The organism is Streptomyces sp. NBC_00289, assembly GCF_041435115.1.
GTDB lineage: Bacteria > Actinomycetota > Actinomycetes > Streptomycetales > Streptomycetaceae > Streptomyces.
Window position 1 is genome coordinate 9,536,439 of the sequence record NZ_CP108046.1, and the last position, 24,160, is coordinate 9,560,598.

A 24,160-nucleotide genomic window follows, 5' to 3' on the forward strand; every position below is an offset into this window, starting at 1 on the left:
GCAAATGATCAAGAAGTCGTCGACGCGTGAAACGGCCGGGCCCGGGACGCGGTCCGCGGACAGCCTGAGGACGGCTACTCGCGATGGCCCCTGCTTCGGGCGTGCCGCAGCTTGCGGGTGAAGCGGTGCATGTGGGGGTCGAGTAGCTCGTCCGACTCTTCGAGAACCTGCTCTTCGGTCAGCCACCGGATAGCGTCGAATTCGCTGCGGTCGTAGGAGGTGATGGTGTGGGCATCGGCGGTGAGGAGATACCTGAGCTTGTTCCGCTTTGACGGACACCATCGGTGTGGTGGTCAGGCTGCGAGTGCGGTCTCGTATTCGGCGGGACTGCGATAGCCGAGGCTGCTGTGCAGACGGTGCAAGTTGTACCAGCCCTCGATGAAATCGAAGATCGCGGTGCGGGCGGCGGCCCGGCTGGGCCAGGAGACGGCGTCGAGCAGCTCCCTTTTGACGGTGGCGAAGAACGACTCGGCGAGTGCGTTGTCCCAGCATTGTCCGGTGCGGCCGACCGACAGACGCACCCCCAACTGGTCTGCCAGCGCGGCGAATTGCTGGCTCGTGTACTGACAGCCACGATCCGAGTGAAAGATCACCGGCCGGGTGGGACGGCGCTTGCGGCAGGCGGCCGTGAGGGCATCGGCGACCAGATCGGTCCGCAGGTGGTCGGCTGTCGCCCAGCCGACCACGCGACGGGAGGCGATGTCGATGACGGTGGCCAGATAGAGCCAGCCCTCCTCCGTGGCGATGTAGGTGATGTCGCCGCACCAGCGGGCATCCAGGCCGGCGGGGTCGGGCTGGAAGTCCCGGACGACGAGATCGGGCCGCAGGGCAACTCGTGGATCGGGGATCGTCGTCAGGTGCCGTCGTCTGCGGTGTCGGCCCTGCAGGCCGGCAGCCCGCATCAGCCGCGCGACACGTCGGCGGCCACATCCGGCGCCTGCCCGCTTGAGCACGGCATGGACGCGCGGGGCGCCGTAGGTTCCCCGCGATCTCGTGTGGACGTCGGCGATCTGTTCCGCCAGCTCGGCGTCACGGACCGCGCGGGGACCAGGCTTGGCAGCGCGGCGGGCATAGAAGGCGGTCCTGGAGACCTTCAGCAGCTCACACGCTCGTTTGACGCTGTGACCTGCACGCTTCTCCGCCTCGATGAACGGGTGCACCGTCACCGGGTCTCCTTCGCGAAGAAAGCCGTGGCCCGCTTGAGGATGTCGACGTCCTCACGCAGACGGCGGTTCTCCCGCCGCAGTGCGGCCAGTTCCTCACGTTCGCTGCTGGTCAGGCCGTCCCGCTCGCCCGCATCGACCTCGGCCTGCTTCACCCAGTCACGCACCGCGGTCTCGGTCAGATCGAAGTCCTTGGCGATCTGACCGACCGAGCGGTCACCGCGTCGACACAGCTCGACGATCTCCGCCTTGAACTCCGGCGTGAACGAGCGACGAGGGCGAGGCTTCTTCTTCCCCATGCTCTCCATGATGGACATCCTCCCGGGGCTGAACCCCTGATCTCGGATGTCCGTCAAAGCGGATCAAGCCCAACCAGAGCGAGACGTCGGTGTGCGCGCGCTGCCCCCTGGTACGGGTGATCGTGAGGAAGAAGGGACGCTCGCCGGTGATCGGCGAGGCCACGGCCTCGATGCCCAGTTCCTCACGGCATTCCCGGACCACCGCCGCCCAGGGGCACTCATCCGGCTCGACGTGTCCTCCGGTCGGCAGCCACAGCCCCGCTTTGCGGTGCGCGACGAGCAGCAACTGCTCGCGCGTGTTGTCGAGTACGACGAAGTAGCTCACCAAGTGCATCGCCGGAACATCCGGCTTGTGTACCCGGTAGACCGGGGCTCCGCCGGCGATCCACTGCGTTGCGGTCTCCAGATGGGTGCGCTCCAGGTCGTCCGACGCTTCGATGGCCCCGACCAGCCCCAGAAGGTGGGCACGCGGCCGATCGTCAGGTGCTGTGAGTCCCCGGTCAGTTGTGATCATCTGCGCATCCTGACAGGCAGCACTGACAACCGTGCTTGGCAGCTACTGCCACCCCGGCACCTGGAGCTTCACGGCCTTTGTCATACTCATTTGCACCTGGTCGGAGGACATGAAGAGACGAAGGCCGGCCGCACGTCCGGCGCCTCGTCAGTCGAACTAACCGGTCGAGACCCGGTTCGGCGTCATGGCACCATGGGCGGCATGACGACGAACCGAAAGGTCCATGCCGCGTAGACGGCCACAGCACATCCGATCCGGTGTCTCCCGCCACCGCACACCAGATGCGACCTCAGCCATCGGCGGCGTGTCTTCGCGGGCACTGTCCGAGATCTTCCGTCTCGAGCACACCCGTAATTATCTGCAGCCGGGTGACGTCCACGCAGCCGTGCGCATGTGGAAGGACTACGTTCACCGTCCTGAGCGCGAGCTGTGGCGCGACTACGAGTGGGGCAACGTGCACTGGGACTGCTGCGGCAACCCACTCGAAGCCCGCGCTCTCCTCGACACCGTGATGCAGGCTGTTTCACCGCGAAGCTCTCGCGAACTCCGTCGAATCATCGGCCGTTTTGACGCCGTTTGGAACAGACCATCACCGCCGTACGACGTAGACGGAGGTTGAAGAACAAGCCCTCGTTGGCGCTTTCGAGCTCGAAGCCGCAGATCAGACCCCGGTCGATTCGCGCTCGCGGAGGTACGCCTCCAGCTCGGCGGCTCCGGTGAGCATTGTGCGCCCGCGGGCTGACAGCCGACCGTGCCAGTCGTGGAGGGCTGCCTCGAGCGGCTCCAGCCCGCCGGCCTTCCGCACCTGGGCAATGAGAGGGGCGATCTGTTCCAGCAGGTAGCCGCCCCGCCTGAGTTGGTGGGCCAGTCGGGCATCCCGCACGTCGGCCTCGTCGTAGACGCGGTAGCCGGTCTGCGGGTCGCGGCGTGGGCGCACGATCCCGGCACGCTCCCATTTGCGCAGCGTCGCGGGTCGGATTCCGAGCTTCCCTGCGAGCGGCCCGATGAATGTGCCGTTGGTTCCGGAGATCGCGGTCGGCCCGGGATCGGACGCTTCCGCGGACTGCAGGTCGCGTAGGGCAATTTCCACGGCTTCGAGAATCCGGCGGTCATCGAGTAGTTGGGCGTGGCTTTCGTCGATGAGGCGGAAGGCCGCATCAACCGCGTCCTCGTTCGCGGCCCGCATGATCGAGGTGGCCGTCTGGTGGCTGTGGCCGGGCACCAGGGCGAGGAACGCGCGCAGGGCTCCCACGTGCAGCGAGGTGTAGGTGCGGTATCCGTGGGGTGTGCGACCGGCGGCCGGAAGGATGCCGGCCTCCTCGTAGTTCCTGATCGCCTGCGTGGACAGACCGTGCCCGCGCGCCAGATCGACCGGCCTGAGCCGCTCACCGTTTTGAAGGTTCCGTCCCATAATCCTGCCGAAATCGCGGGAAAGTCTCAAGCGAAGGTTCAACGATAGCGTTGAAGGCATGGCTTTGGACATCAAGGACACCGCCCATGCCGTCGAGGCTGCCGCCGTCATGCGGCTGCTCCCGGCCCGGCCCCGGCTGCTCGCTCTGGGGGAGCCCACCCACGGTGAGGACGCTCTGCTCGGCCTGCGCAACGAGCTCTTCCGGCAGCTTGTCGAGCAGGAGGGCTACCGGACGATCGCCATCGAGAGCGACTGCGTGACGGGCCTGGTTGTCGACGACTACGTCACCAGGGGCACAGGCACCCTCGACGAGGTCATGGAGCAGGGGATCAGCCACGGCTGGGGCACCTTTCCGGCCAACCGCGAGCTCGTGCGCTGGATGCGTGCCTACAACGCCCGCGCCGACGACGACGGCTGCCCCCCGTCCGAGCGGCTGCGCTTCGCGGGTTTCGACGGGCCGTTGGAGATCACCCACGCCGCGAGCCCCCGGCAGGCCCTCACCGCCCTCCACGACTACCTCGCGGCCCGGGTGGACGCGGACCTGATGCCCTGCACCGCGAAGACGCTCGACGGACTGCTCGGCACCGACGAACGGTGGACCAATGCCGCCGCGATGATGGACCCGTCCCAGTCCGTGGGGCAGTCGGCCGAGGCCAGTCAACTGCGGGTGCTCGCCGACGATCTGGTGGCGCTGCTCGACGCGCAGGCGCCGCACCTGCTCGCGACCTCGCGAGACGACTGGGACCGGGCGCGCCTGTACGGGCGCACCGTCACCGGTCTGCTGCGCTACCACTACTGGATGGCCGACACCTCTTCGGCCCGCATGACGCGGCTGTGCGCGCTGCGGGATGTGATGATGGCCCACAACCTCCTCGCCCTCGCCGCTCGCGGTCCGGCACTCGTGCACGCCCACAACTCCCATCTCCAGCGGGAGAAGAGCAGGATGCAGATGTGGCAGGGGCCGGTGGAGTGGTGGAGCGCCGGCGCGCTGGTGAGCGCCCAACTCGGCGAAGGGTACGCCTTCGTGGCCACGGCGCTCGGCACGATCCGGCACCAGGGAGTGGACACGCCGCCGCCGGACACCGTCGAAGGTCTCCTGTACGCGCTCCCGGACGACCGGCGCCTCATCGACGCCTCCCGGCTGGCCACCGCCCTCGGCGACAGGCGGCCCGGTCCTCGGGTGTCGCCCTGGTTCGGCTACGCTCCGCTCGACCCGGCCCACCTGGCCGACAGCGACGGCATCGTGTTCGTCAAGGACGTCCCGCAGCGCTAACCCCGGACAAGGCACGGTCAAAGGTCTGTACGGCACAATCGCGGGGTCCGCGCGGCTGTAGACCTGCGAGGCAGCGGGTGTCATGATCGCGCTGCTGGGGGCGTGGGCCCGGCACAGAGGGGGAGAAACCGTGAAGCTGTACCTAGCCGTACCTCTTGGCCTGCTGGCGTTGCTCGTCGCGGCCTCTGGCGTTGCGGCGATCACCCGCGGCTGGGTGCTTCCCATGAGTCGGCGCCATGTTCGGGCCCCGTGGATCTACGGCTGGGGTCAACTGGTGATGGCCTTCGCGCTGTGCTGGCAGCTGATCTTCGGGTTGGTGATCAACGACCCCGGCGCTCAGGCGCCGGGAACGTTGATCGGCAGCGTGATTCTCCTGACCGGCATCGTCATCATGATGGTGGGCCAGCTCGCCGGTGGTAGCTGGAAGCGCGGCCGCACACCGTAGTCCTTGACCGAGCGATCACGTTCGGAGCCGGTTGACAGGGACTGCTGCCCATCAACAGACCATAAAGATCGGCCAGTTGGGACGGGACCCGTTTCGCCCGCCCGTACCGACGTCGTCGTCGCCCAGGAGCCGGACAACGTCGCTGAGCCGTGGCGGGCCGGAGGGGCGGCGACCCTCGGCCAGGCACTTCGTGACAGAGAGTCGGGGCGAGGCCGGCCGCTGAGCATCCACCTGGACCCACCACGGATCAGGCCCCGCGGCACCTCGAACTGCCGACCCCGTGACGAGATGCCGAGCTTGACGATTCACCGCCGACGACACTGACCCACCAGGCGCGGGGCGGCTCAGTCGTCGCGCTCGACACCGCGATCGGGTGCGCTCATGTCCCCCGTTTCGGGCGTGCCGTCGGCGAGTCCGTAGCGCAGGTACACGGTGCCCTTCGGACCGGCTACCGGCGGTTCGAGAAGTGCGACGTTCGTGGGCACCGCGCCACCGTCGAACACCTTCTTCCCGACGCCGAGCACGATCGGGTGCACCCAGAGGTCGAGACGGTCGAAGAGCTTCTCGCGCAGGAGGGTCTGCACCAGGTCCAGGCTCCCGACGACCTTCACGTGCTCGTGCCGGTCACGGATCTCCCGCACCGCGGCGGCCAGATCCGGGCCGAGCTGCGTGGATCCGGCCCACGGGAGGTCGGGTTTGCCGCGGGAGGCCACGTACTTCGGAACGCTGTTGAAGAGCGTGGCGATCTCGTTGTCATCGCCGCCCTCCTGATGCGGCCAGTAGCCGGCGAAGATGTCGTACGTCCGTCGGCCGAGCAGGAGCGCGTCCGTGTCCTCGTACGCGGCGAGGATCTGCGTGCCGGCGGCCTCGTCCAGCAGGGGCGCCTGCCAGCCGCCGAACGGGAACCCCTCCGGGTCCTCCTCGGGGCCGCCGGGCGCCTGCGCGACAAGGTCGAGGGTTGCGAACAGCTCGACGTGGATGAGGCCCATGCCGTACTCCCGGTGAGTTGGTTGTCTCGGTCGGGAGGTAGACCTGTGGGCACCGGGAGACTCATCGGTGCGACGGCACCGAGGTTCGCATTCGTCGGCCGCCTCGATCGGTGCATCGGTCACCGTCCTGTCCCGCGGTCAGCGTCCTTGCGACGCCTGACGGCAAGCTCGGCGGGTGTGTCGTGCGCTTTGACCCAGGCCGCCTGTCCAATCCTTGGAACAGCGGATGCCGGCCGATTTCTGAGTGGGCTCGGGCCTCGTTCGTGGCCGGTACGCAGTTCCGTCCGTCTCGGTGTGTCTCTCGCCATGGCAGGCGCCGACGCTGTTTGAATCGTCGTATGACCAAAGGTGACGACGCGGCTCTTTTCGGTAACCGGTTCCTGACCGTGCCCGCTCCCTCGGAGAGCTTTCCCGAAAAAGGGATGGCCGCGACGGACGCAATGAGGCTCGTCGATGTGGATCTCGCCATGGAGGGCGATCCACAGCGCAACCTCGCCACGTTTGTCACCACGTGGATGGAGCCGGAGGCGCAGCGGCTGATCGCAGAGAACCTCCACCGCAATTTCATCGACCATGCGGAGTACCCGATTTCCGCGGAGATCGAGCAGCGTTGCGTGCGCATGCTCGCCGACCTCTTCCACGCGCCGGGCAGGACGACCGGATGCCGGACTCAGGGCTCCTCCGAGGCGATCATGCTCGGCGCGCTGTCGCTGAAGTGGAAGTGGCGCGAGCGCCGCCAGGCGGCCGGCCTGTCGATCGACCGGCCCAACTTGGTTTTCGGCGGGGACGTCCACGTCGTGTGGGAGAAGTTCTGCCGCTATTTCGACGTCGAGCCGCGGATCGTGCCGCTTGCCGAGGGCAAGTACACGATCGGCCCGGAGGACGTGCAGCCCCACCTCGACGAGAACACGATCGGCGTCGTCGCCGTCCTCGGCACCACGTTCACCGGTCACATGGACGATGTCGTGGGGATCGACAAACTCCTGAGGGACGTCCGCAAAGAGCGGGACCTCGACATCCCGATCCACGTCGACGGCGCCAGCGGCGCATTCGTGTGGCCCTTCCTCTACCCGAACTCGAAATGGGACTTCCGGCTCGAGCAGGTCCGCTCGATCAACGTCTCGGGACACAAGTACGGCCTGGTCTACCCCGGCATCGGATGGCTGGTCTTCCGCGAGGAGTCCGACCTGGCCAAGGACCTCGTGTTCTACGAGAACTACCTGGGCAAGACCGACGCGACGTTCACGCTGAACTTCTCCACCGGCGCGTCGATGGTGCTCGCGCAGTACTACAACTTCGTACGGCTCGGTCGGCAGGGCTACACCTACGTCATGAAGATCATGCAGGAGAACGCCCGCGCGTTGGCGGACAACCTGACGAGCAGCGGCCGCTTCGAAGTGATCGGGAGCGACCTCGAGCAGCTGCCGCTGGTCGCTTTCCGTCTCGCCGGCAAACACACCTACGACGAGTCCGACATTGCCTGGCAGCTGTCCGCCGAGCGGGGCTGGATGGTGCCGGCCTATACGCTCCCGCCCAACGCGGAGCGGGTGAAGATCCTGCGCGCTCTGGTCAAGGAGACCCTGAGCCGCGAGCAGATCGATCGCCTGAGCCAGGACATCGCCGACGCGTGTCGCACGTTGGACGACAAGGGTGCGGCGCACGGGGTCGAGCGAGCCCAGGTCAAGCGCGGCACCGGCTACTGACGCGCTGGTACGCAGCCGCGTTGTGACGGCCACGGTGGCGGGTCGCCGGCGGAGCGCGTCGTGGGTTCCGGGTGTGCGGCGGCGGTGAGTATGGCCGTGTGCCCGCCCGGTGACTGGCCGACCAGGACCGGCTGTCGCACATTCAGTTGGTCGACAGCCGTGATGAGTCACGCTTGGTGACCTTCGTGCGCAGCCGCACGGTCGTGCAGGTCGACGCATCGGGGTCGGCGGTCAGCAGGCGGATCCAGTGCTGGGCGAGGAAGCCGAGCAACACCAGCGGCGCGCGCCAGCCGATTCTCCAGACTTCCGGCAAAGGTGTGCAACCTTCCGGCCAACCTGTGTGTCTCCCCTAATGCCGGACATTCACGCACTTGGGGGACAGGATGATAAGAAGCAGGACAGTCTGGGTGACCGCGGCGCTCGTGACCGCCACGCTGGGCGCGACCGCGGTGCCGACCGTGGCCGCCCCGGCCGCCGCTCCGCGGGCGGCGGCCGCGTGCCCGACAGGTTGGGGCAGCCTCGGCAAGACGAACTCGGCCAGCACGCCAGGGGACTACGTCACAAACGCAAGGACCGGCCGCCACGACTGCTACGACCGGTTCGTCGTCGACGTTCCGGGTGCGTCCGCCGTCCAGCTCGGGTACAGCGTGCGCTACGTCGCCCAGCTGATCCAGGACCCGACCGGCCATCCCATCCCGGTCAGCGGCGGCGCCATCCTGGAGGTGATCGTGCGGGCGCCCGCCTACGACATCGACTCGGGCACTGCCACGTACCCCGGCCGGGTGGGGGAGCGTCTGCCGGGCGTGAACCTCACCGGGTACCGCACCTTCCGGGACGCCAAGTTCGGCGGCACCTTCGAGGGCCAGTCGCAGTTCGGACTCGGTGTGCGCGCCCGGCTGCCCTTCCGGGTGCTCCAGCAGGACGGGCACCTCGTGGTGGACGTGGCCCACACCTGGTGAGCCACCGTCGCTGACCGGCGCCGCTGCGTCTGAGAGGTGAGCTTGACCAGCAGCACGCCAGGCGTACGCGGCAGGTCACCGCTGCTCGTTCCCGTCCCGGCCGCCGCACGGGTGGCCCGGGACAGGAGCAGCGCTTCCGCACGGACCTCGGCCCGCCGCCGCGTCGCCCGCGACCGGCCCCTGTAACGGCTCAGCCTTACTGGGACCCATGTCCCGAACACCGACATGCGGTCACCAAGGCACCTCCCCTGCGTCGTCGAAGAAGCCGCCGGTCGGTCCGTCGTCGGGCAGGGTCGCGAGTCGGATCGCGATCGCCGCGCCCTGTTGCGGGGTGCGGACGCCGCGAAAACCGTTGAGATCGGTGGCGCAGAAGCCGGGGCAGGCGGCGTTGATCAGGATGTTCGTGTCACGCAGCTCCTTGGCGTACTGGACGGTGACGGCGTTGAGATACGTCTTCGACGGGGAGTACGCGACGGCGATCGGACCTGTTTCGGCGCCGGGGGTGGTCTGCAGGGTGAGTGAGCCGACGCTGCTGGACATGTTCACGATTCGCGGCGACGACGAGCGGCGCAGCAACGGCAGCATCGCGTTGGTGACGCGGATGACACCGATCACATTGGTCTCCAGGGCCGCCCGCACCGTCGCGATGTTGACCGTGGTAGGCATCTGAGGCGCGCTGCCGGTTATCCCGGCGTTGTTGACGAGCACGTCGAGGCGTCCGGCGCGGTCCTCGATCAGCCCGGCGGCGGCGGTCACGCTCGCGCCGTCGGTCACGTCGAGCGGTACGCCGAACGCGTCGACGCCGGCCGCCCGCAGCTTCGCCACGGCGACCTCGCGGCGCTCGTCATCCCGGGCGCCGACACCGACCCTCCAGCCGAGGTCGCCCAGACCGGCCGCGATCTCATACCCGATACCTTTGTTCGCGCCGGTCACCAGCGCGATCGTCTGTTCGCTCATACGGCCAATCCTGTCCGCGCCCAACGGGAGCGGGCCAACACCGATTGGGTGGGCGGCGATACCGCACGGGTATTGATCCCAGTGGGGGCCGGTAGCATTGCACCGTGGAGACACGGGAGTTGCGGTACTTCGTCGCCGTCGCCGAGGAGCTGCACTTCGGGAAGGCCGCGCAGCGGCTCGGGATGGCGCAGCCCCCGCTGTCGCGCGCGATTCACCAGCTCGAACGGCGCCTTGGGGCAACGCTGTTGGAACGCACCAGCCGCACGGTCACCCTGACCGAGGCCGGGTCGGTGCTTCTGCGGGAGGCGAGGGCGGCGCTGGATGCCGTCGAGGCCGCCGAGCGTCGCACCCGCCGCGCCGCCCTCGCCGAGACCGGCCACGCCGGCGTGGTCCTTGCCACGAAGGCCGGCGCGTCCAGCGAACTGCTGGCGAAACTGCTCGACGCCTACGCCGCCGAACCCGATGCGGTCGCCGTCGATCTGCTCCTGTGCGGGATAGGCGAGCAGGAACGAGTGCTGCGCGAGGGCCGGGCCGACGTGGCTCTGCTGCACCTGCCGTTCGACGCCACGGCCGGCTTCGACATCGAGGAACTCCACACCGAGGGACAGGTCGTGGTGCTGCCGGCCGGGCATCCCCTGAGCGACCGGACCCATGTGCGGATGTCCGATGTCACCGAGCTGTCCGGCCTGCCGATGCCGCGCTGGCCCGGCCGGGACGGTGCGTATCCGGACGGCCCCGGTCCGCAGGCTCGGGACCATACGCAGTTGCTCCAGCTGATCGCGCTCGGCCGGGCTTGCTGGATCGCGCCGGAGTCCTGCCGAGCCCAACTGCGCGACGATCTCGTCGCCGTGCCGGTGTTGAACGCGCCGACCGTCACGACGGTCATCGCGTGGCCGCCCCACAGCCGGTCGCGAGCCGTCGCGGGGCTCGTCCGGGCCGCCACACGTCTCTGAAGCTCCTGACTGATCATGGGCGGGTCTTCATGACGCGCAGTGAGAGCGTCTCCTCGAAAACTCGGCGGAGCTTGCCCAGGCTCTAGCTGTTCAGGCCGCCACGGCGCCGGGGCCGTGGCGATCCCCGCACTGCTCACCTCCCAGTCTCCGCGCAGCAATTGCTTCTGGCTCCCGGCCGCGAGAGGGCCGCCCTGCCGTACGGTCCCGACCCTGCCCGATAAGGAAAACGCTTGCGTTTCGATCGGGATCGCCGTAGCGTGCGTGTACGAAACCGTTTCGTATCGAATGGAGCTCGGATCACGCCAAGCGGCAGCAGCACGCAGGCCTCGCGATGACGGACTCCTCGGTGCTCCTGGCCGTCGCCCTCTCGCTTGTCTCAGCGATCTGCTACGCCGCGGCCGCCGTGGTCCAGGAGCGCACTGCCGCAGGTACGGCGGATCTGCGCGGCGCGCTCGCCCGCGGCTCCTGGTGGTGGTCCGTCGTCCTCAACGGCACCGGTGCGCTGTTGCACGTGGTCGCCCTGCGGTACGGGCCGCTGACCCTGGTGCAGCCGCTCGGTGCGCTGAGTCTCGTGGTGGCAGTACCCCTGGGGTCGCTGGCCGCCCGCCGTCGCACCTCGGGCACACAGTGGCGCGGCATGGCCCTCACCCTCGCCGGGCTGGTCACCCTGCTCACCGTCACCGCCTCGGGTGGCACGCCGGACGACTCCCTGCGGACCAGCGAGGTTCTCGTGGTCGCGGTCGCCGCCGTCGGCGTCATCGCGGTGCTCGTCTCCCACGCCTCGGGCCGGACCGCCCGGGCAGGCCTCGCGTTCGCGGCCGCCTCCGGCATCGCCTCGGGGGCCGGTTCCACGCTGGCCCAGAAGGTCGCGGTCGGGGCGACGCTGTCCTGGAGCATGGCGCTGGTGGTGGTCCTGACCGCCGGGTTCGCCGTGGCCGGGGTGCTGCTCTCCCAGCAGGCCTACCGCAGTGGCCTGGGCGGCCCGCTCGCGCTGCTCACCCTCGTCAACCCCGTCGCCGCTTCCGCCGTCGGCATCCTCCTGCTCGGTGAGGGATTCCAGTACGGCGGGACCGGCATCCTGCTCGCCCTCGCCGGTGCCGCAGCGGCCGGCCGCGGTGTGATCCTGTTGAGTCGCCCTCAGCCCGGCCAGGAACGACTTCCGGCCCACCCCGAGGGCGGAGTCGACCGGCCGCGCGCGGGCCACCGGACAGGAGGGACCACCGCGCCGATCCTGCGGCCGGCCCGCCTGGTGCGTTCCGCGCTGCCGTCCGCCGGACGGCTGGGCGCGGTCCCCGCCGACATCACCGGCATGAGCCGGGCACTGTGAGACGAGACGGAGAACGCGACCGTGACCATGATGCAGAGCGCACCTCGGACCGTACCGCAGACCCCACTTCGGACTTCCCGCCGAAACTCCCCTTCTACGACCGTGCGCGCGGCGGGACTGGTGGACGTGCCCGCCGTGGTGCGCCTGTTCGCCCCGCCCTCGCCCTCAGCTCAGTGCACCGGATCACTCCTGGACGGCTACCCGGGGGACTGGGAGCGGGCTCAGCGCGCGATGCGGCTGCTGTTGGCCCACTACGCGCTTGAAGAGGGGCACGTGTGGGTGGCCGAGCGTGCGGACGGCCGCCTTCTCGCGGCGGGTATCTGGCTGCCGCCGGACTCCGAGACCGAGCCCCCCGACACACGCTTCAGCAGCCTTCTCGCCCGCGAGCTCGCCACCGGCCCGCAGGACCACCCGGTCCTGCCGCCGAAGCCGAAGGGGGCGGGGCCCGACGGACTGCACTGGAAGGTGGTCATCGCCGGCACACTGGACGACACCAGCGCCTGGGACCACATCGTGGCCGCCGACCTGCTCGCCCCGGGGCTGCGCGCCGTCGACGAGCAGGCCGCCCCCGCCGTCGCGATCACGATCTCCGCCCGCCACACGGACCAACTACGGCCTCTCGGGTTTCGTCGGCCGTATGAAGTCCGCCTCAAGCCGGGCGCGAGTGTATGGCTGACGACGCGTCCTCGTCGGAGTCCTCTCGTGGATACCCCCGGCAGTCGTGCGCTCCCGTCGCCGGAGAAACCGCGTACGCGCCTCCTTTGAGCCGTAGGATCGGTGATCTCAGGGGAGGTGGTGATGGGCAGGCAACGCCCTGGCGCGCCGACGCTGGAGGAGGTGGCCGCCCACGCCGGGGTGGGACGGGGCACGGTCTCCCGGGTCGTCAACAACGCGGCCGGCGTGAAGGAGTCGACGCGCCGAGCCGTGCAGCGAGCCATCGAGGAACTGGGGTATGTGCCCAATCTCGCCGCGCGGTCCCTGGCCGGCCGGCGGGCCGATGCCGTCGCACTCGTTCTGGCGGAGCCGGACTGGAGACAGTTCGCGGAGCCGTTCTTCTCCGAGATCGTCCGCTCGCTCGGGGACGCGCTGGCTGACACCGGGATGCAACTGCTGCTGACCCTGGTCCGTTCGGACGCCGAGCGGCAGCGCTTCCTCGAGTACGCGCGCGGCGGACGGGTCGACGGAGCACTTCTGGTGTCCGTGCACGCCGGCGACCCGCTGCCGGACATGCTCGCCGAGGCCCGGCTGCCGACCGTGCTGCTCGGACGCCGTTCGGGCGACGAACACATCAGCTACGTCGACGCGGACAACGTCGGCGGCGCCCGCAACGCCGTCTCCCACCTGCTGAAACGGGGCAGCACAGCGATCGCCACCATCACCGGGCCACTCGACATGCACGTTGCCCGCTCACGGCTGCGCGGCTACCAGGAGGCCCTGGCCGCGGCCGGCCTGGAGGCCGATCCGTCCTGGGTCGCCGAGAGCGACTTCACGCAGGAGAGCGGCCGACGCGCCATGGCCGAACTCATCCGACGGCACCCGGAGATCGACGGCGTCCTCGCCGCGTCCGACACCACCGCGGTGGGGGCTCTGGAGGCGCTGCGCGCGGCGGGGCGGAGGGTGCCCGACGATGTCGCCGTGATCGGATTCGACGACTTTCCGCTGGCCGAGCAGACCGAGCCGCGACTGACCACGGTTCGTCAGCCGCTGGAGGAGATCGGGCGAGCCATGGTCCGGCTGCTCCTTGAAGAGATGCAGGAGCCCGCCATGGCCTGGCGGCACGTCATCCTCCGCACGGATCTGGTGGTGCGGGAGTCCGCCTGAGCCTCGGCGGTCGGCACGGTGTCCCGGGAGCGCTCCCAAAAAGGTGCGACAGATGCAGCGCGCACGGCGCCGGACTGGGCATCAAAAAAGGTTCGACGGGTTCATGTCCACGGTCTTGTCAGGGGCATGCGGCTTCTCTAGAGTCCCCGCCGAAACCGAGGGAATGGGAGCGCTCCCAAAACTGTCCGAGGGGAGTGCTCCCGCGACAACTCCCCCACCCCTTCGGAAAGGACCCGCATGCGACCGTCACGGCACCATGCCCGCAGGGCCCGTAGCCTGTTCGCCGCCCTGCTCACCACGCTCGTCTCGCTGGCCGCGCTGCTGACCACCGCCCCGGCGGCGCAGGCCGACACCATCATCTGCGAACAGTTCGGATCGACGACGATCCAGGGCCGCTACGTCGTCCAGAACAACCGCTGGGGAACCAACGATCCCCAGTGCGTCACCGCCACCGACTCCGGATTCCGCATCACCCAGGCCGACGGCTCGGTGCCCACGAACGGAGCCCCGAAGTCCTACCCGTCGCTCTACAACGGCTGCCACTACACCAACTGTTCCCCCGGCACGAACCTTCCCGCCCGGCTCAGTACTATCGCCGGCGCGCCCACCAGCATCTCCTACAGCTACGTGAACAACGCGGTGTACGACGCCGCATACGACATCTGGCTCGACCCCACACCCCGCACGGACGGCGTCAACCGCACCGAGATCATGATCTGGTTCAACAAGGTCGGATCCGTCCAGCCCGTGGGCTCCCAGGTCGGAACGGCCACCGTGGCCGGCCGCCAGTGGCAGGTGTGGTCCGGCAACAACGGATCCAACGACGTGCTGTCCTTCGTCGCCCCTTCGGCGATGACCAGCTGGACGTTCGACGTCATGGACTTCGCCCGCCAGGCCGTCTCCCGCGGACTGGCCCAGAACACCTGGTACCTCACCAGCGTCCAGGCCGGTTTCGAGCCCTGGCAGGCCGGCGCCGGTCTCGCGGTGACCTCCTTCTCCTCCACCGTCGACACCGGCGGCGGCAACCCCGGCGATCCCGGGACCCCCGGTGGCTCCACGGCTTGCAAGGTGACCTACGCGACGAACGTCTGGCAGGGCGGCTTCACCGCCGACGTCACCGTCACCAACACCGGCTCCACCCCGCTCAACGGCTGGAGCCTGGCGTTCACCCTGCCCGTCGGCCAGCAGATCACCGGCAGCTGGAACGCGGGTCTCTCCGCGTCGTCGGGAACGCTCACGGCGCGCAACGTCGCCCACAACGCACAGGTCGCGCCCGGCGGCCAGACGTCCTTCGGCTTCCAGGGCGCCTACGCCGGCACGTTCGCCAAGCCTTCAGGCTTCAGCCTGAACGGCACCGCCTGCACCACCGCCTGACACCCTCCACCCCCCTCCGGGGCCCGCCCGCCCTTCCGGCGGCCAAAGGCGGGCCCCGGTCCAGGTGCTGAGCCGGCGGGTCGGGCCGGGGGGCGAGCGTCGTGAACGGCGTGCACAGAGGGCGATGCTGCGGGCTCTGGGCGCCAGGCGCGTTCAACTCCGGTGCAAGCCGTCGCCGTCCCCTCGGGCGCCTTCCGTCCGGCCGTCCGTGATCGGTGCCGCCTTCTTGGCGTCGGGCTCGTGGATGTCGGCGTTCGTGGTGGGTGGTGCTGTGTGGCGGTGGGCGGTGTTGAAGCGTCGTTGGTAGGCGGCGGGGCTGATGGACAGCTCCCGGGTGAAGACTCTGCGCATGCTCTCGTAGCTGGGAAAGCCGGCGAGGTGGGCTGTACGGGTTGCGGTGTGGCCTTGGTCGAGGAGGGCTTTGGCGATGTCGAAGCGGATGGATTCGACGTAGCGGGCGGGCGTGGTGGACAACTCGTCACGAAACAGCCGGGTCAGGTGACGGGGGCTCAGGTGCAGATGGCCGGCGAGTTCGCCCAGCGAGTGGTTTCCCGCGGGATCGGCCGTGACTCGGTCGACGACTCGGCGCAGGGCGGGGGAGCGTGGGGGCGGGCCCTGGAGAGGGGCGGAGAACTGTGACTGTCCGCCGGCGCGTTGCAGGTAGACGACGAGGGCGCGGGCGACGTCGCGGCTCAGGTCGGGGCCGTGGTCGTCCTCGATGAGGGCGAGGGCCAGGTCGATGCCGGCGGTCACGCCCGCCGAGGTGTAGAGGCTGCCGTCGCGCACATAGATGGCGTCGGGTTCGACACGGGTGGTGGGGTGCCGGGCGGCGAGTTCGTGAGTGATCTTCCAGTGGGTGGTGGCGCGCTTGCCGTCCAGCAGGCCGATGGCGCCAAGGACGAAGGCTCCGGAACAGATCGACGCGACGCGCCGGGAGCGCGGTGCGAGGTCTCGGACTGCTTCGAGCACATCGGGGGTGACGGCGGTTCTGGGGTAGATGTCGCCGCCGGGCATGAGGAAGGTGTCGGGGTCGGGCTGGGTGGCGGGTGGTCCGTCCACGGCGAGGCGAATGCCGGTCGAGGAAGTGACGTCCGCGCCCGTAGAGGACAACAGAGTGATCTGGTAGTCAGCCCCGAGACGGTTGGCTTCGGCGAACGCGTCGGCCGGACCCGCGACGTCGAGGAGTTTGACCCCGTCGTAGACGAGTATGGCAACGCGGTGTGCTTGGGGTCTCACTCTGTGGGTTCCTCAGGTGTCTCGATTTCAGGGGTTCGTGGCCGGACCAGGGCGGCGCGAGCAACCGTTGGACGGGCATCGTGGTTGACGGACGCACGGTCTGCTCCGTGCACAGCACAATCGAGGGCGCACACATCATGTCCGACATCATCGCCGGGGTGGAAATTCCCCGGACCGCAGCAGTGACGGAGGCCACCGACGTCCTCCGCGAAATGACCGGTCCGCTTCTCTTTCATCATTCGCGGCGGGTATTTCTCTTCGGTTCCCTGCATGCCCGGCACCTCGGTCTCGAGCCCGATCCGGAGCTGCTCTACATCGCGGCCATGTTTCACGACACGGGCCTCGTGACCCCGTTCTCCGGAACGGAGCAACGCTTCGAGATCGACGGCGCCGATCATGCGCGCGGATTCCTGCTCGGCCGCGGGTTTTCCCAGAGCGCCGCCGACCTGGTCTGGGCAGCGGTTGCGCTGCACACGACACCCGGGATCCCGGGCCGGATGGGCCCGGAGACGGCTGCCACGCACTACGGCGTTCTCACCGACGCCGTCGGCTGGGGTCTCGACGGGATGGACGGTGACGCGGTGGAAGAGATCACCGTCACTCATCCGCGCGGGGAATTCAAGAAGGAATTCCTGGAGGCCTTTGTCGAGGGACTGAAGAATCGCCCGGACACCACCTACGGGACCGTCAATTCGGATGTGCTGGAACACTTCGTTCCTTCTTTCCGGCGCACGAGTATGGTCGAGCGCATCACCGGTGCGCCCTGGCCGAGCTGATCATCTCGCGGACGCCGGGGAATGCCGCCCGGTGCTTCCGGGCGTCGCAGAGGACGGCCATGAGTGCTCTGGCCGCAGCTCTGACGGGCTTCTCGCCATGCGGCCCGGCCAGGCACCGACACGCGCGCCGGAGCCACTGACGATGTGGCGGCCGATGCTGCTGGGTGACACCGACAGAAGGCGGCCACACGACGGCAAAGACCCACTGACGTGATCACCGACCCGACGCCCGTCAAAAACCAGGAGAGAGGCACCATCGATGCAAGCCATCACCGCCCAGGACGGCGACGCCGGCGCCGCCGGGCTGACGCTCACCGACCTGCCCTACCCCCACGCCGCCGAGAACGACGTCATCGTGCGGGTGCACGCCGCCGGATTCACCCGCGGGGAACTCGACTGGCCCGCGACATGGACGGACCGCGCCGGCCGCGACCGCACCCCGAGTGTGCCCGGGCACGAAGTCTCAGGCGTCGTCGCACAACTCGGCTACGGCACCACCGGCCTCACCGTCGGCCAGCGGGTCTTCGGACCGACCGACTGGGCCCGCAACGGCTCACTGGCCGAATACGTCGCCGTGGAGGCCCGCAACCTCGCCCCGCTGCCCGCGGACATCGACCACACGTCGGCGGCCGCGCTGCCCATCTCCGGACTCACCGCCTGGCAGGGCCTGTTCGACCACGCACGGATCACCACCGGCCAGAGCATCCTGATCCACGGCGCCGCCGGCAGCGTCGGCTCGATCGCGGTGCAACTCGCACGGGAAGCGGGAGCCCATGTGACCGGCACCGGCCGTGCGATCGACCGGAACACGGTGCTGGCCCTGGGCGCACACGCCTTCCTCGACCTCGCAACCGACCCATGGCAGCAGGCGGAGCAGGTCGATGTCGTCTTCGACGTGATCGGCGGTGACATCCTCGATCAGTCGGCCGCGCTCGTCCGCGCCGGCGGCACCCTCGTCACCATCGCCGCCCCGCCCACCGTCCACCCCGAGCAGGGCCGAGCCCTCTTCTTCGTCGTCGAACCCGACCGCGCCCGCCTCGCGGACCTCGCCGAGCGGCTCAGAGACGGACGGCTCGACGTGCGCATCGGTGCCGTGCGACCGCTGTCCGAGGCAGCGATCGCCTTTGCCCCCGAACGACGCATTGCCGGCAGGACGATCATCCGGGTCGCCGAGGAGTGAAGGGAGAAGCTGTCGCGAAGGCAGGCGACGGTGCGCCGCCGGCTCGCGGCCGCTCGCTCACTCGGTTCGGCCGTCTTCCAGGGCTGTTGCCGGGCGGGTGGGGTACGAATCCGGGCACTACGTCACGCCTACTAATCCTGCATGAAGGCGATCGATACCTGACCCTTCTTGAGCGGTGGCAAACGAGGTTCCGCCCAGTTTCTGTGAATTGCCGCTCTCCGCGTCGGCGTACTGCTAAAACGTGGCAATACGCATGCAGGGGGTTCGATGATCGCAGAGATCGCAGCTGTGGCCGTGAGTGCTGTATCGGTCATGGTGCAGCGAGCGCAGATGCGCAAAACGCCACCGCCACCGTTCGACTTTCGGGAGGCATTGAGCCAGCTGCATGATCAATTGCTTGAGTGGAATCGGCACGCTTGTGCTACAAATCGAGCTGTACGTTCATGGGTTGGGGCCGGAATGCCCGTCCAGGGGGAGACGGCGGACTATGTTGTCTCCTGCTCGGTATCTCAAGCCAGTGGTGCCGAACATGTATGGGCCCGCCTGCAACCGCAACCAGCGCGTCTTCCAATGGGTCGGCTCCGGCCTCCCCATCCCGAACTGCGGAAATTCCTCCAGTTTTTGGACATCTATGCTCCACAGCTCACGGTCCAGTTTTTCGTGGCTGCTGACCGACGGCAGGAGGAGCTGGATGATCTTACGGCGACGTTCAGGACGCTGCGTCGATTGCGTTCCCACTGTACGGGGATCGAATCGATTAACCGGTACCTGAACCAGCTTGATGCGTCTCAGAGGGAAATCGAGAACGCCGCACGGGATCTCGCTGCCTACATTCGGCAGGAATTCCCGCTCAATTCCGCGAACTGAGTATCCGTCACCCCGATGACGCGCAGGGAACGTCGCGTTCGCCGGGAAACGTCCATGGCGGGCCATAGCCATGGTCAGGCAGTACGCAGCACGGTATCGGTGGGTGAGACCAGGCGGAGCCAGCCGACCCTCTCGCTGCACGATGCGGGGCGGGTGCGTCGTTCACGGCCAGGGTCTGGCGAGCGGAGCTGGCGCGTCCCGGGGTCGAAGGGGGAGTGAGGGTCGGCGGCGGAGGTGCTGTTCAGCGCGCGAGGGCTGAGGCCGTGGCGTCCGCGCTCCGGCTTTGTTCCCGACTTCGGTACAGGAAAGAGCGGAGGGCGGTTGCCCTCGGCGGCTACTCGCGCTGCCCCGCTGTGTACCCCGGGTGCGCTTGAAGCGCCGTTTGTCGGCCGTCTACGGTTGCGCTGTGGTGCATCCGGCGAGGGGTACGCCGCCGATACAGAGGGGACCGTCTGCTGTGCGTGTGCGCGAGGGACAAGAGAAGGCGGAAGCCGCCCGACACCTGATCCGGCCGCCCGAAGACAGCGCGCGCGAGCACCGGTTGGCTCCTGGCCAGGGCCCGATGACGCCGGCCCAGGCGATTGCCGTCCAGCGTACGGCGGGCAACGCGGCGGTCAGCCGGATGGTCGGGGAGAGCAGAGGGGCCGAGCCGAAGATCCCCTGGGCGGCGCCGGGGACGCGCTCGAAGCGGACCCAGGACGAGTCCGGCGTCGAACGGGGCGACAGCCCGCCGCACCAACAGCAGCGCACCGAGAAGGATCAGGAGGCGACCAGGACCACGCGTAGCGGAAGGGCCGGGGCGTCGGTCAAGGGCAAGGAGAAGGCGGAAGCGCCGGAGGAGATCGGCAATCCGACCCTCCAGTTCACCTCCCACTACGACGGTCCCGACAAGCAGTCGCTCGCCGGAAACCAGGAGATCGGCTTCGCGCAGGTGGCGACGCTGCGGCGGGCCAACGGGATGACGACTCCGGCGGGGGACGCGTACGACTTCTGGCAGGAAGTCACCGACGAGAACCGTCAGATCGCGCCGGACGCGGTGAACTACCGTCCCAAGAAGTCCAAGCGCCCGTGGGCCGTGGACGGTCCCTTCCGTCCGCCCTACAACACGGACGACGGAAACATCGTCAGTGCGGCCGATCACATCTCCTTCGACGACAGCCCGGGATTCTCGGGCAACATGAGGATGACCAACGGCTATTGGCTTTCCTCCTATGAGGTCAGGTTCCGCTGGAAGGTCCGCCGCAAGCAGGGCGGCCGGTTCACCAAGGCGGAACCGTTCTGGACCAGCGACGAAATGGTCCACCGGGTGGAGTCGGCGTTCGACCCGCAGAACCCTGAGGCGCCCGCGCCGATCACTGCCACCGCGGCGGGCAACCGCACGTGGAACGTAGACCTGCCCAACTGAGACGGGCCGGCCCGCACGGCGGAAGGGGCGCCCGCGATCCGTCGCGCCCCGGCGGTATCCCCTGGATGAATTCCAAGGGATGCCTGCGGAGGGTGTGGGGTGGGCGGCGGCCAAAGCCACCGCGAGACGGTCAGGCGGCGGGCTGCCGGCCCTGGTTGTCGAGGTGGCAGCGGGCGGTCAGGCGTCAGGGTCGACTTCGGGGTGCGTGAACCGCACGGGCTTGCCCAGCGACCGGGCGTAGGCGATTTCAACTCGGGTGCTGTCTCCGATGTAGTCGCCGACTACGAGCACCTCATCAGCGAGCCGGATCTTCGCCCGGTGCAGATCGTCGAGTCGAACCTTCAGCGCCTCGGCCTCGACAGGATCGGACCAAAGTTCGTGCGGCGACTTCATGTCACAGCCCGGTTTGACGACAATCTTTCCGGCTTTGGTCTCCCGCAGATCAGCCTCGGTCATCTCGGTCATGAAGCGGGTCGAGCCACAGATCACGACGATACGCGGGAGGCTCAGCAGCTTCTTCGCGTCGGCGAGCTTCTCCTCGGGGGTGAGCAGTTGCGGGTATGACACTGGTTCCTCCTGGTGGTGTGGTCCAAGGGGTGCCTGCGGTTGGCGGGAGTTACTCGTCGTGCAGTTCAGCGCGGACGCGGCGTGAGGGCTGGAACGTGTAGAGGTCGAGGACGTCAGGCGGGTCGGCCAGGCCGGGGCCGCCGTCGCCGACCCAGGCGGTTATGTCGGCCGCGGCGTCGGGATCGTTGACCTGGCCGAGCCACACGGGGCGTCCGCCGGCCTTACGTCCTTCGGCGGAGGGTTGGATGACGATGACGTTGGCGCGCTCGCACGCGTCGAGGCAGTCGGTGCGCCGGACCATCGCGACTCCGGCCAGGGCGGTGCGAAGGTCGGTGAGCTGGCCTTCGTGGTCGAGCCGGGGAACTTTGGCGGCTGTGCCGCAGCAGCACCCTCGGCAGACGGTGACGGTACAGCGGGCGACGGCGGAACCTGCCGTTCCTGTCGCAGCGGGCGTGCGGCTGCGGCGGGCGCGCTTGCTCACGCGATGTCCTTCCCGAGAGCGTTGGTCCAGGCGTGTTCGCCCAGTAGGTGGGGGCCGTTGAGGCCGACGACGAGGGCAGGGCCTCGGTGGCCGGCCAAGCCTAGGGGCAGCGGGGGCGTGCCGATGAGGTCCCGGGCCACCAGCGCGGTGGCGAAGGCTCCGCCGACGAACAGGCTCTGCGCGGCGAGGTGGCGGGCCTTGGGGGAGCGGGCCATGACGGCGTGACGAGTGGCGAGTTCGCCGCGCACCACGACGGCGCCGGCCGTTTCCGGGGTGAGATCGGATCCGGCTTTCGCCTTGGTGTACCGCGGCGCGGACGGCCTGCGATCGACTCTCCACCACTGCCTGGATCGCGGCGTCACGCGGACGGTCGCGGGTCTGCGGTCGTGTTCAGCCCGGCTAGGAGCAGGTCGAGGCCGGTGGTGAACTGGTCGCGGTCGTTGTGGTCGCGCAGGTCCGCGGTGGTGCGCGTCAGGAAGGGATAGTCGGCGGGATCGAGATTCTCCCAGCGTTCGGCGGTCTGAGCCAGGAACGCATCACGGGTGGTGGCCGGGTCGGCGGTGGTGTGCGGGGTGATGATCTGGGTGCTGACGCCGGTGACGTAGTAGGAGATCGCGGTGGAGACCGCGAAATGCCGTTCGGCTGGCAGCCCGGTTCGGGCGACGAGGGTGCCGATGCGGTCGAGCAGGCGCAGTGCGTTCGCCAGGGTGGGCGGCGCGGTGACGTGTGACGCTGCCCACGGATGCCGATCAAGGGCGTCGAAGACGGCGATGGCGAGCGCGCGCAGCCCGGCGCCGGCGTCTTCCTCGGGACGCGGGTCCGCGGCGAGGGCGTGGCCGAGCACCTGATCGGCGGCCAGGGCGACGAGTTCGTCCTTGTTCGTCACGTGCCAGTACAGCGCCCCGGGGCCGGTGTTCAGTTGTTTGGCCAGCAGCCGGAAGGTGAGTCCCCGCTCGCCGAGCTCGTCCAGCAGCGCAACGGCCGCGCCGACGATGGTCTCTCGCGAAAGGGCGTCGGCACGCCCCTTTCCATCGGGTGCTCTTCCTCGTGTCCGTGGCATGACCTCATTTTGACACACCCTGGAACCACGTTCCATACTCCATTTGGAACGTGGTTCCATATAGCTGGCCGGGTGGATGCCCGGCGCTCCGCCCCCACGCGAACGAGGTAGCCCATGAACACCAGCCACCCCCCGATAGCCATCGTCGGTGCCGGCCTTGGCGGCCTGACCCTCGCCAGGGTCCTGCACGTCCACGGCATCCCGGCAACGGTCTACGAAGCCGACGCTTCGGCCACGTCCCGCACGCAGGGCGGCCAGCTCGACATCCACGAGGACGACGGACAGCGCGCGCTCGCCGACGCAGGCCTCACCGACGAGTTCCGCGCGATCATCCACGAAGGCGCCGAGGCGCTGCGCGTACTTGACCAGCACGGCAAGCTGCTGCACGACGAGCCCGACGACGGCACGGCGCGGCGTCCCGAAGTGCTCCGCGGCGACCTGCGTCGGATCCTGCTCGACTCCCTCCCCGACCAGACGGTCCAGTGGGGACGCAAGGTCACCGGCGTACGACCCCTCGGCGACGGCCGGCACGAGCTGACCTTCGCCGACGGCGCGACGGCGACCAGCAGCCTGCTCGTCGGTGCCGACGGCGCCTGGTCGAAGATCCGCCCCCTGCTCTCCGACGCCAAGCCGGCGTACAGCGGCACGATGGTCATGGAGACCTACCTGTACGACGTCGACGAGAGGCACACCGCGACGGCCGAGGCGGTCGGTGCCGGCGCGATGTACGCGCTGACCCCGGGCAAGGGGATCATCGCGCACCGAGAGGCGGGAAACATCCTGCACACCTACGTCGAACTGAACCGGCCCGCCGACTGGATCGCCGAAATCGACTTCACCGACGCCGTCGCCTCGACTGCTCGGATCGCGGCCGAGTTCGACGGGTGGGCACCGGAACTCACCGCGCTGATCACCGACGGTGAGACCGCTCCGTACGCCCGCATGATCCACTCGCTCCCGGACGGACACCGATGGGAGCGTGTGCCGGGGGTGACGCTTCTGGGCGATGCCGCGCACCTGATGCCGCCGTCCGGCGACGGCGCGAACCTGGCGATGTTCGACGGCGCCGAACTCGCCAAGGCGATCGCCGCACACCGCGACGACATCGAAGCGGCGCTCACCGCCTATGAAGAGGCACTGTTCTCCCGCAGTGAGCCCTTCTACACCGACGCCCACGAAATGCTGGACCTCTGCCTCGGCGACCGCGCACCGTTCGGACTCATCGCCCTCTTCACCGGTGATCCCCAGGGCCGGGACGCGGCGTAGGAGCAGTCCTGAGCCACACCGCCGACGGTGATCCTCACCCGTACAAGATGAAGTGACAGAGATGACGCTCGACGCAACTCCCCCAGCGGGTGTCACGCGGGGCGAATCCTGCCGGGCAAACCAGGGAATAAGCT

The 24,160-nt window shown here is 68.8% G+C and carries 27 protein-coding genes; 15 read left to right on the top strand and 12 right to left on the bottom strand.

Annotated features, from left to right (window positions below):
* Positions 1–293 precede the first annotated feature (293 nt).
* The 4 genes from OG985_RS43025 to OG985_RS43040 all read right to left on the bottom strand — a co-directional run bounded on the left by OG985_RS43025 (position 294) and on the right by OG985_RS43040 (position 3,387).
* Positions 294–1,166, bottom strand: coding sequence for an IS3 family transposase (locus tag OG985_RS43025; RefSeq protein WP_371666752.1), 873 nt, complete (start codon positions 1,164–1,166; stop codon positions 294–296).
* Positions 1,163–1,462: a transposase gene (locus OG985_RS43030; RefSeq protein WP_158012931.1), complete on the bottom strand. Its 300-nt coding sequence runs from the start codon at positions 1,460–1,462 to the stop codon at positions 1,163–1,165. Before OG985_RS43030 ends, OG985_RS43025 begins: the two co-directional genes overlap by 4 nt.
* A complete protein-coding gene (locus OG985_RS43035) occupies positions 1,380–1,976 on the bottom strand; it encodes an NUDIX domain-containing protein (RefSeq protein ID WP_371673850.1) in 597 nt (198 codons plus the stop codon). Before OG985_RS43035 ends, OG985_RS43030 begins: the two co-directional genes overlap by 83 nt.
* A 661-nt stretch (positions 1,977–2,637) precedes the next feature.
* The gene (locus OG985_RS43040; RefSeq protein ID WP_371674672.1) at positions 2,638–3,387 is read right to left on the bottom strand and encodes a TioE family transcriptional regulator; all 750 of its coding nucleotides are present in this window, start codon (positions 3,385–3,387) and stop codon (positions 2,638–2,640) included.
* A gap of 58 nt (positions 3,388–3,445) precedes the next feature.
* On the opposite strand from OG985_RS43040, the gene OG985_RS43045 reads away from it, so the two are divergent.
* Both OG985_RS43045 and OG985_RS43050 read left to right on the top strand, forming a co-directional pair.
* Positions 3,446–4,660: an erythromycin esterase family protein gene (locus OG985_RS43045; RefSeq protein ID WP_371673851.1), complete on the top strand. Its 1,215-nt coding sequence runs from the start codon at positions 3,446–3,448 to the stop codon at positions 4,658–4,660.
* 82 nt (positions 4,661–4,742) lie between these two features.
* Positions 4,743–5,105, top strand: coding sequence for a hypothetical protein (locus OG985_RS43050; protein ID WP_371673852.1), 363 nt, complete (start codon positions 4,743–4,745; stop codon positions 5,103–5,105).
* A 344-nt stretch (positions 5,106–5,449) separates the two neighbouring features.
* Here the strand turns inward: OG985_RS43050 and OG985_RS43055 are convergent, their stop codons facing one another.
* On the bottom strand, positions 5,450–6,094 hold the full coding sequence (locus OG985_RS43055) for a dihydrofolate reductase family protein (RefSeq protein ID WP_371673853.1): 645 nt from the start codon (positions 6,092–6,094) through the stop codon (positions 5,450–5,452).
* Positions 6,095–6,357: 263 nt separating this feature from the next.
* On the opposite strand from OG985_RS43055, the gene OG985_RS43060 reads away from it, so the two are divergent.
* Positions 6,358–7,797, top strand: a complete 1,440-nt coding sequence (locus tag OG985_RS43060) for a glutamate decarboxylase (protein ID WP_371673854.1) — start codon at positions 6,358–6,360, stop codon at positions 7,795–7,797.
* 142 nt (positions 7,798–7,939) lie between these two features.
* On the opposite strand, the gene OG985_RS43065 is transcribed toward OG985_RS43060, so the two are convergent.
* Positions 7,940–8,110 (bottom strand): hypothetical protein, encoded by a 171-nt coding sequence (locus tag OG985_RS43065; RefSeq protein ID WP_371674725.1) that lies wholly within the window; start codon positions 8,108–8,110, stop codon positions 7,940–7,942.
* A 70-nt stretch (positions 8,111–8,180) separates the two neighbouring features.
* Here OG985_RS43065 and OG985_RS43070 point away from each other — a divergent pair, with 70 nt between their 5' ends.
* Together OG985_RS43070 and OG985_RS43075 are read left to right on the top strand one after the other, a co-directional pair.
* Positions 8,181–8,756 (top strand): hypothetical protein, encoded by a 576-nt coding sequence (locus tag OG985_RS43070; protein WP_371674673.1) that lies wholly within the window; start codon positions 8,181–8,183, stop codon positions 8,754–8,756.
* A 42-nt stretch (positions 8,757–8,798) separates the two neighbouring features.
* A complete protein-coding gene (locus OG985_RS43075; RefSeq protein WP_371673855.1) occupies positions 8,799–8,942 on the top strand; it encodes a hypothetical protein in 144 nt (47 codons plus the stop codon).
* A 45-nt stretch (positions 8,943–8,987) separates the two neighbouring features.
* Here OG985_RS43075 and OG985_RS43080 read toward each other — a convergent pair whose 3' ends face one another.
* Positions 8,988–9,713 carry an SDR family oxidoreductase gene (locus tag OG985_RS43080; RefSeq protein ID WP_371673856.1) on the bottom strand — a complete coding sequence of 242 codons (726 nt, stop codon included), beginning with the start codon at positions 9,711–9,713 and terminating at the stop codon, positions 8,988–8,990.
* A 104-nt stretch (positions 9,714–9,817) separates the two neighbouring features.
* On the opposite strand from OG985_RS43080, the gene OG985_RS43085 reads away from it, so the two are divergent.
* The 5 genes from OG985_RS43085 (at position 9,818) to OG985_RS43105 (ending at position 15,188) form a co-directional block, all read left to right on the top strand.
* Positions 9,818–10,666, top strand: a complete 849-nt coding sequence (locus OG985_RS43085) for a LysR family transcriptional regulator (protein ID WP_371673857.1) — start codon at positions 9,818–9,820, stop codon at positions 10,664–10,666.
* Positions 10,667–10,997: 331 nt separating this feature from the next.
* Complete coding sequence (locus OG985_RS43090) at positions 10,998–11,993, top strand: DMT family transporter (protein WP_371673858.1); 996 nt, start codon at positions 10,998–11,000, stop codon at positions 11,991–11,993.
* Between the two features lie 102 nt (positions 11,994–12,095).
* Entirely contained in the window at positions 12,096–12,758 is a 663-nt protein-coding gene (locus OG985_RS43095) for a hypothetical protein (protein ID WP_371673859.1), read from the top strand.
* 33 nt (positions 12,759–12,791) lie between these two features.
* Positions 12,792–13,814 (top strand): LacI family DNA-binding transcriptional regulator, encoded by a 1,023-nt coding sequence (locus tag OG985_RS43100; RefSeq protein WP_371673860.1) that lies wholly within the window; start codon positions 12,792–12,794, stop codon positions 13,812–13,814.
* Positions 13,815–14,051: 237 nt separating this feature from the next.
* Entirely contained in the window at positions 14,052–15,188 is a 1,137-nt protein-coding gene (locus OG985_RS43105; RefSeq protein WP_371673861.1) for a cellulose binding domain-containing protein, read from the top strand.
* A gap of 153 nt (positions 15,189–15,341) precedes the next feature.
* On the opposite strand, the gene OG985_RS43110 is transcribed toward OG985_RS43105, so the two are convergent.
* Positions 15,342–16,424, bottom strand: coding sequence for a GlxA family transcriptional regulator (locus tag OG985_RS43110; protein ID WP_371673862.1), 1,083 nt, complete (start codon positions 16,422–16,424; stop codon positions 15,342–15,344).
* 137 nt (positions 16,425–16,561) lie between these two features.
* Here OG985_RS43110 and OG985_RS43115 point away from each other — a divergent pair, with 137 nt between their 5' ends.
* From OG985_RS43115 to OG985_RS43130, 4 genes are all read left to right on the top strand, one after another.
* Positions 16,562–17,200: an HD domain-containing protein gene (locus OG985_RS43115; protein WP_371673863.1), complete on the top strand. Its 639-nt coding sequence runs from the start codon at positions 16,562–16,564 to the stop codon at positions 17,198–17,200.
* 259 nt (positions 17,201–17,459) lie between these two features.
* On the top strand, positions 17,460–18,380 hold the full coding sequence (locus OG985_RS43120) for an NADP-dependent oxidoreductase (RefSeq protein WP_371673864.1): 921 nt from the start codon (positions 17,460–17,462) through the stop codon (positions 18,378–18,380).
* Between the two features lie 267 nt (positions 18,381–18,647).
* Positions 18,648–19,247 carry a hypothetical protein gene (locus tag OG985_RS43125; RefSeq protein WP_371673865.1) on the top strand — a complete coding sequence of 200 codons (600 nt, stop codon included), beginning with the start codon at positions 18,648–18,650 and terminating at the stop codon, positions 19,245–19,247.
* Positions 19,248–19,710: 463 nt separating this feature from the next.
* A complete protein-coding gene (locus OG985_RS43130; protein WP_371673866.1) occupies positions 19,711–20,652 on the top strand; it encodes a hypothetical protein in 942 nt (313 codons plus the stop codon).
* Between the two features lie 177 nt (positions 20,653–20,829).
* Here the strand turns inward: OG985_RS43130 and OG985_RS43135 are convergent, their stop codons facing one another.
* The 4 genes from OG985_RS43135 to OG985_RS43150 are packed head-to-tail and all read right to left on the bottom strand — an operon-like array spanning position 20,830 to position 22,760.
* A complete protein-coding gene (locus OG985_RS43135) occupies positions 20,830–21,219 on the bottom strand; it encodes a hypothetical protein (RefSeq protein ID WP_371673867.1) in 390 nt (129 codons plus the stop codon).
* Between the two features lie 49 nt (positions 21,220–21,268).
* The gene (locus OG985_RS43140; RefSeq protein ID WP_371673868.1) at positions 21,269–21,700 is read right to left on the bottom strand and encodes a (2Fe-2S) ferredoxin domain-containing protein; all 432 of its coding nucleotides are present in this window, start codon (positions 21,698–21,700) and stop codon (positions 21,269–21,271) included.
* A complete protein-coding gene (locus OG985_RS43145; protein WP_371673869.1) occupies positions 21,697–22,062 on the bottom strand; it encodes a hypothetical protein in 366 nt (121 codons plus the stop codon). Before OG985_RS43145 ends, OG985_RS43140 begins: the two co-directional genes overlap by 4 nt.
* Positions 22,059–22,760, bottom strand: coding sequence for a TetR/AcrR family transcriptional regulator C-terminal domain-containing protein (locus tag OG985_RS43150; RefSeq protein ID WP_371673870.1), 702 nt, complete (start codon positions 22,758–22,760; stop codon positions 22,059–22,061). Before OG985_RS43150 ends, OG985_RS43145 begins: the two co-directional genes overlap by 4 nt.
* Positions 22,761–22,874: 114 nt before the next feature.
* Between OG985_RS43150 and OG985_RS43155 the strand changes: the two genes are divergently transcribed.
* Positions 22,875–24,026, top strand: coding sequence for an FAD-dependent oxidoreductase (locus OG985_RS43155; protein ID WP_371673871.1), 1,152 nt, complete (start codon positions 22,875–22,877; stop codon positions 24,024–24,026).
* Positions 24,027–24,160 lie beyond the last annotated feature (134 nt).

Bases quoted from the DNA above. Each gene is read 5' to 3' on its own strand.
- OG985_RS43030 (WP_158012931.1), bottom strand. From the start codon at position 1,462: ATGGGGAAGAAGAAGCCTCGCCCTCGTCGCTCGTTCACGCCGGAGTTC.
- OG985_RS43035 (WP_371673850.1), bottom strand. From the start codon at position 1,976: ATGATCACAACTGACCGGGGACTCACAGCACCTGACGATCGGCCGCGT.
- OG985_RS43040 (WP_371674672.1), bottom strand. From the start codon at position 3,387: ATGGGACGGAACCTTCAAAACGGTGAGCGGCTCAGGCCGGTCGATCTG.
- OG985_RS43045 (WP_371673851.1), top strand. From the start codon at position 3,446: ATGGCTTTGGACATCAAGGACACCGCCCATGCCGTCGAGGCTGCCGCC.
- OG985_RS43050 (WP_371673852.1), top strand. From the start codon at position 4,743: ATGATCGCGCTGCTGGGGGCGTGGGCCCGGCACAGAGGGGGAGAAACC.
- OG985_RS43055 (WP_371673853.1), bottom strand. From the start codon at position 6,094: ATGGGCCTCATCCACGTCGAGCTGTTCGCAACCCTCGACCTTGTCGCG.
- OG985_RS43070 (WP_371674673.1), top strand. From the start codon at position 8,181: ATGATAAGAAGCAGGACAGTCTGGGTGACCGCGGCGCTCGTGACCGCC.
- OG985_RS43080 (WP_371673856.1), bottom strand. From the start codon at position 9,713: ATGAGCGAACAGACGATCGCGCTGGTGACCGGCGCGAACAAAGGTATC.
- OG985_RS43090 (WP_371673858.1), top strand. From the start codon at position 10,998: ATGACGGACTCCTCGGTGCTCCTGGCCGTCGCCCTCTCGCTTGTCTCA.
- OG985_RS43100 (WP_371673860.1), top strand. From the start codon at position 12,792: ATGGGCAGGCAACGCCCTGGCGCGCCGACGCTGGAGGAGGTGGCCGCC.
- OG985_RS43105 (WP_371673861.1), top strand. From the start codon at position 14,052: ATGCGACCGTCACGGCACCATGCCCGCAGGGCCCGTAGCCTGTTCGCC.
- OG985_RS43115 (WP_371673863.1), top strand. From the start codon at position 16,562: ATGTCCGACATCATCGCCGGGGTGGAAATTCCCCGGACCGCAGCAGTG.
- OG985_RS43120 (WP_371673864.1), top strand. From the start codon at position 17,460: ATGCAAGCCATCACCGCCCAGGACGGCGACGCCGGCGCCGCCGGGCTG.
- OG985_RS43125 (WP_371673865.1), top strand. From the start codon at position 18,648: ATGATCGCAGAGATCGCAGCTGTGGCCGTGAGTGCTGTATCGGTCATG.
- OG985_RS43150 (WP_371673870.1), bottom strand. From the start codon at position 22,760: ATGCCACGGACACGAGGAAGAGCACCCGATGGAAAGGGGCGTGCCGAC.
- OG985_RS43155 (WP_371673871.1), top strand. From the start codon at position 22,875: ATGAACACCAGCCACCCCCCGATAGCCATCGTCGGTGCCGGCCTTGGC.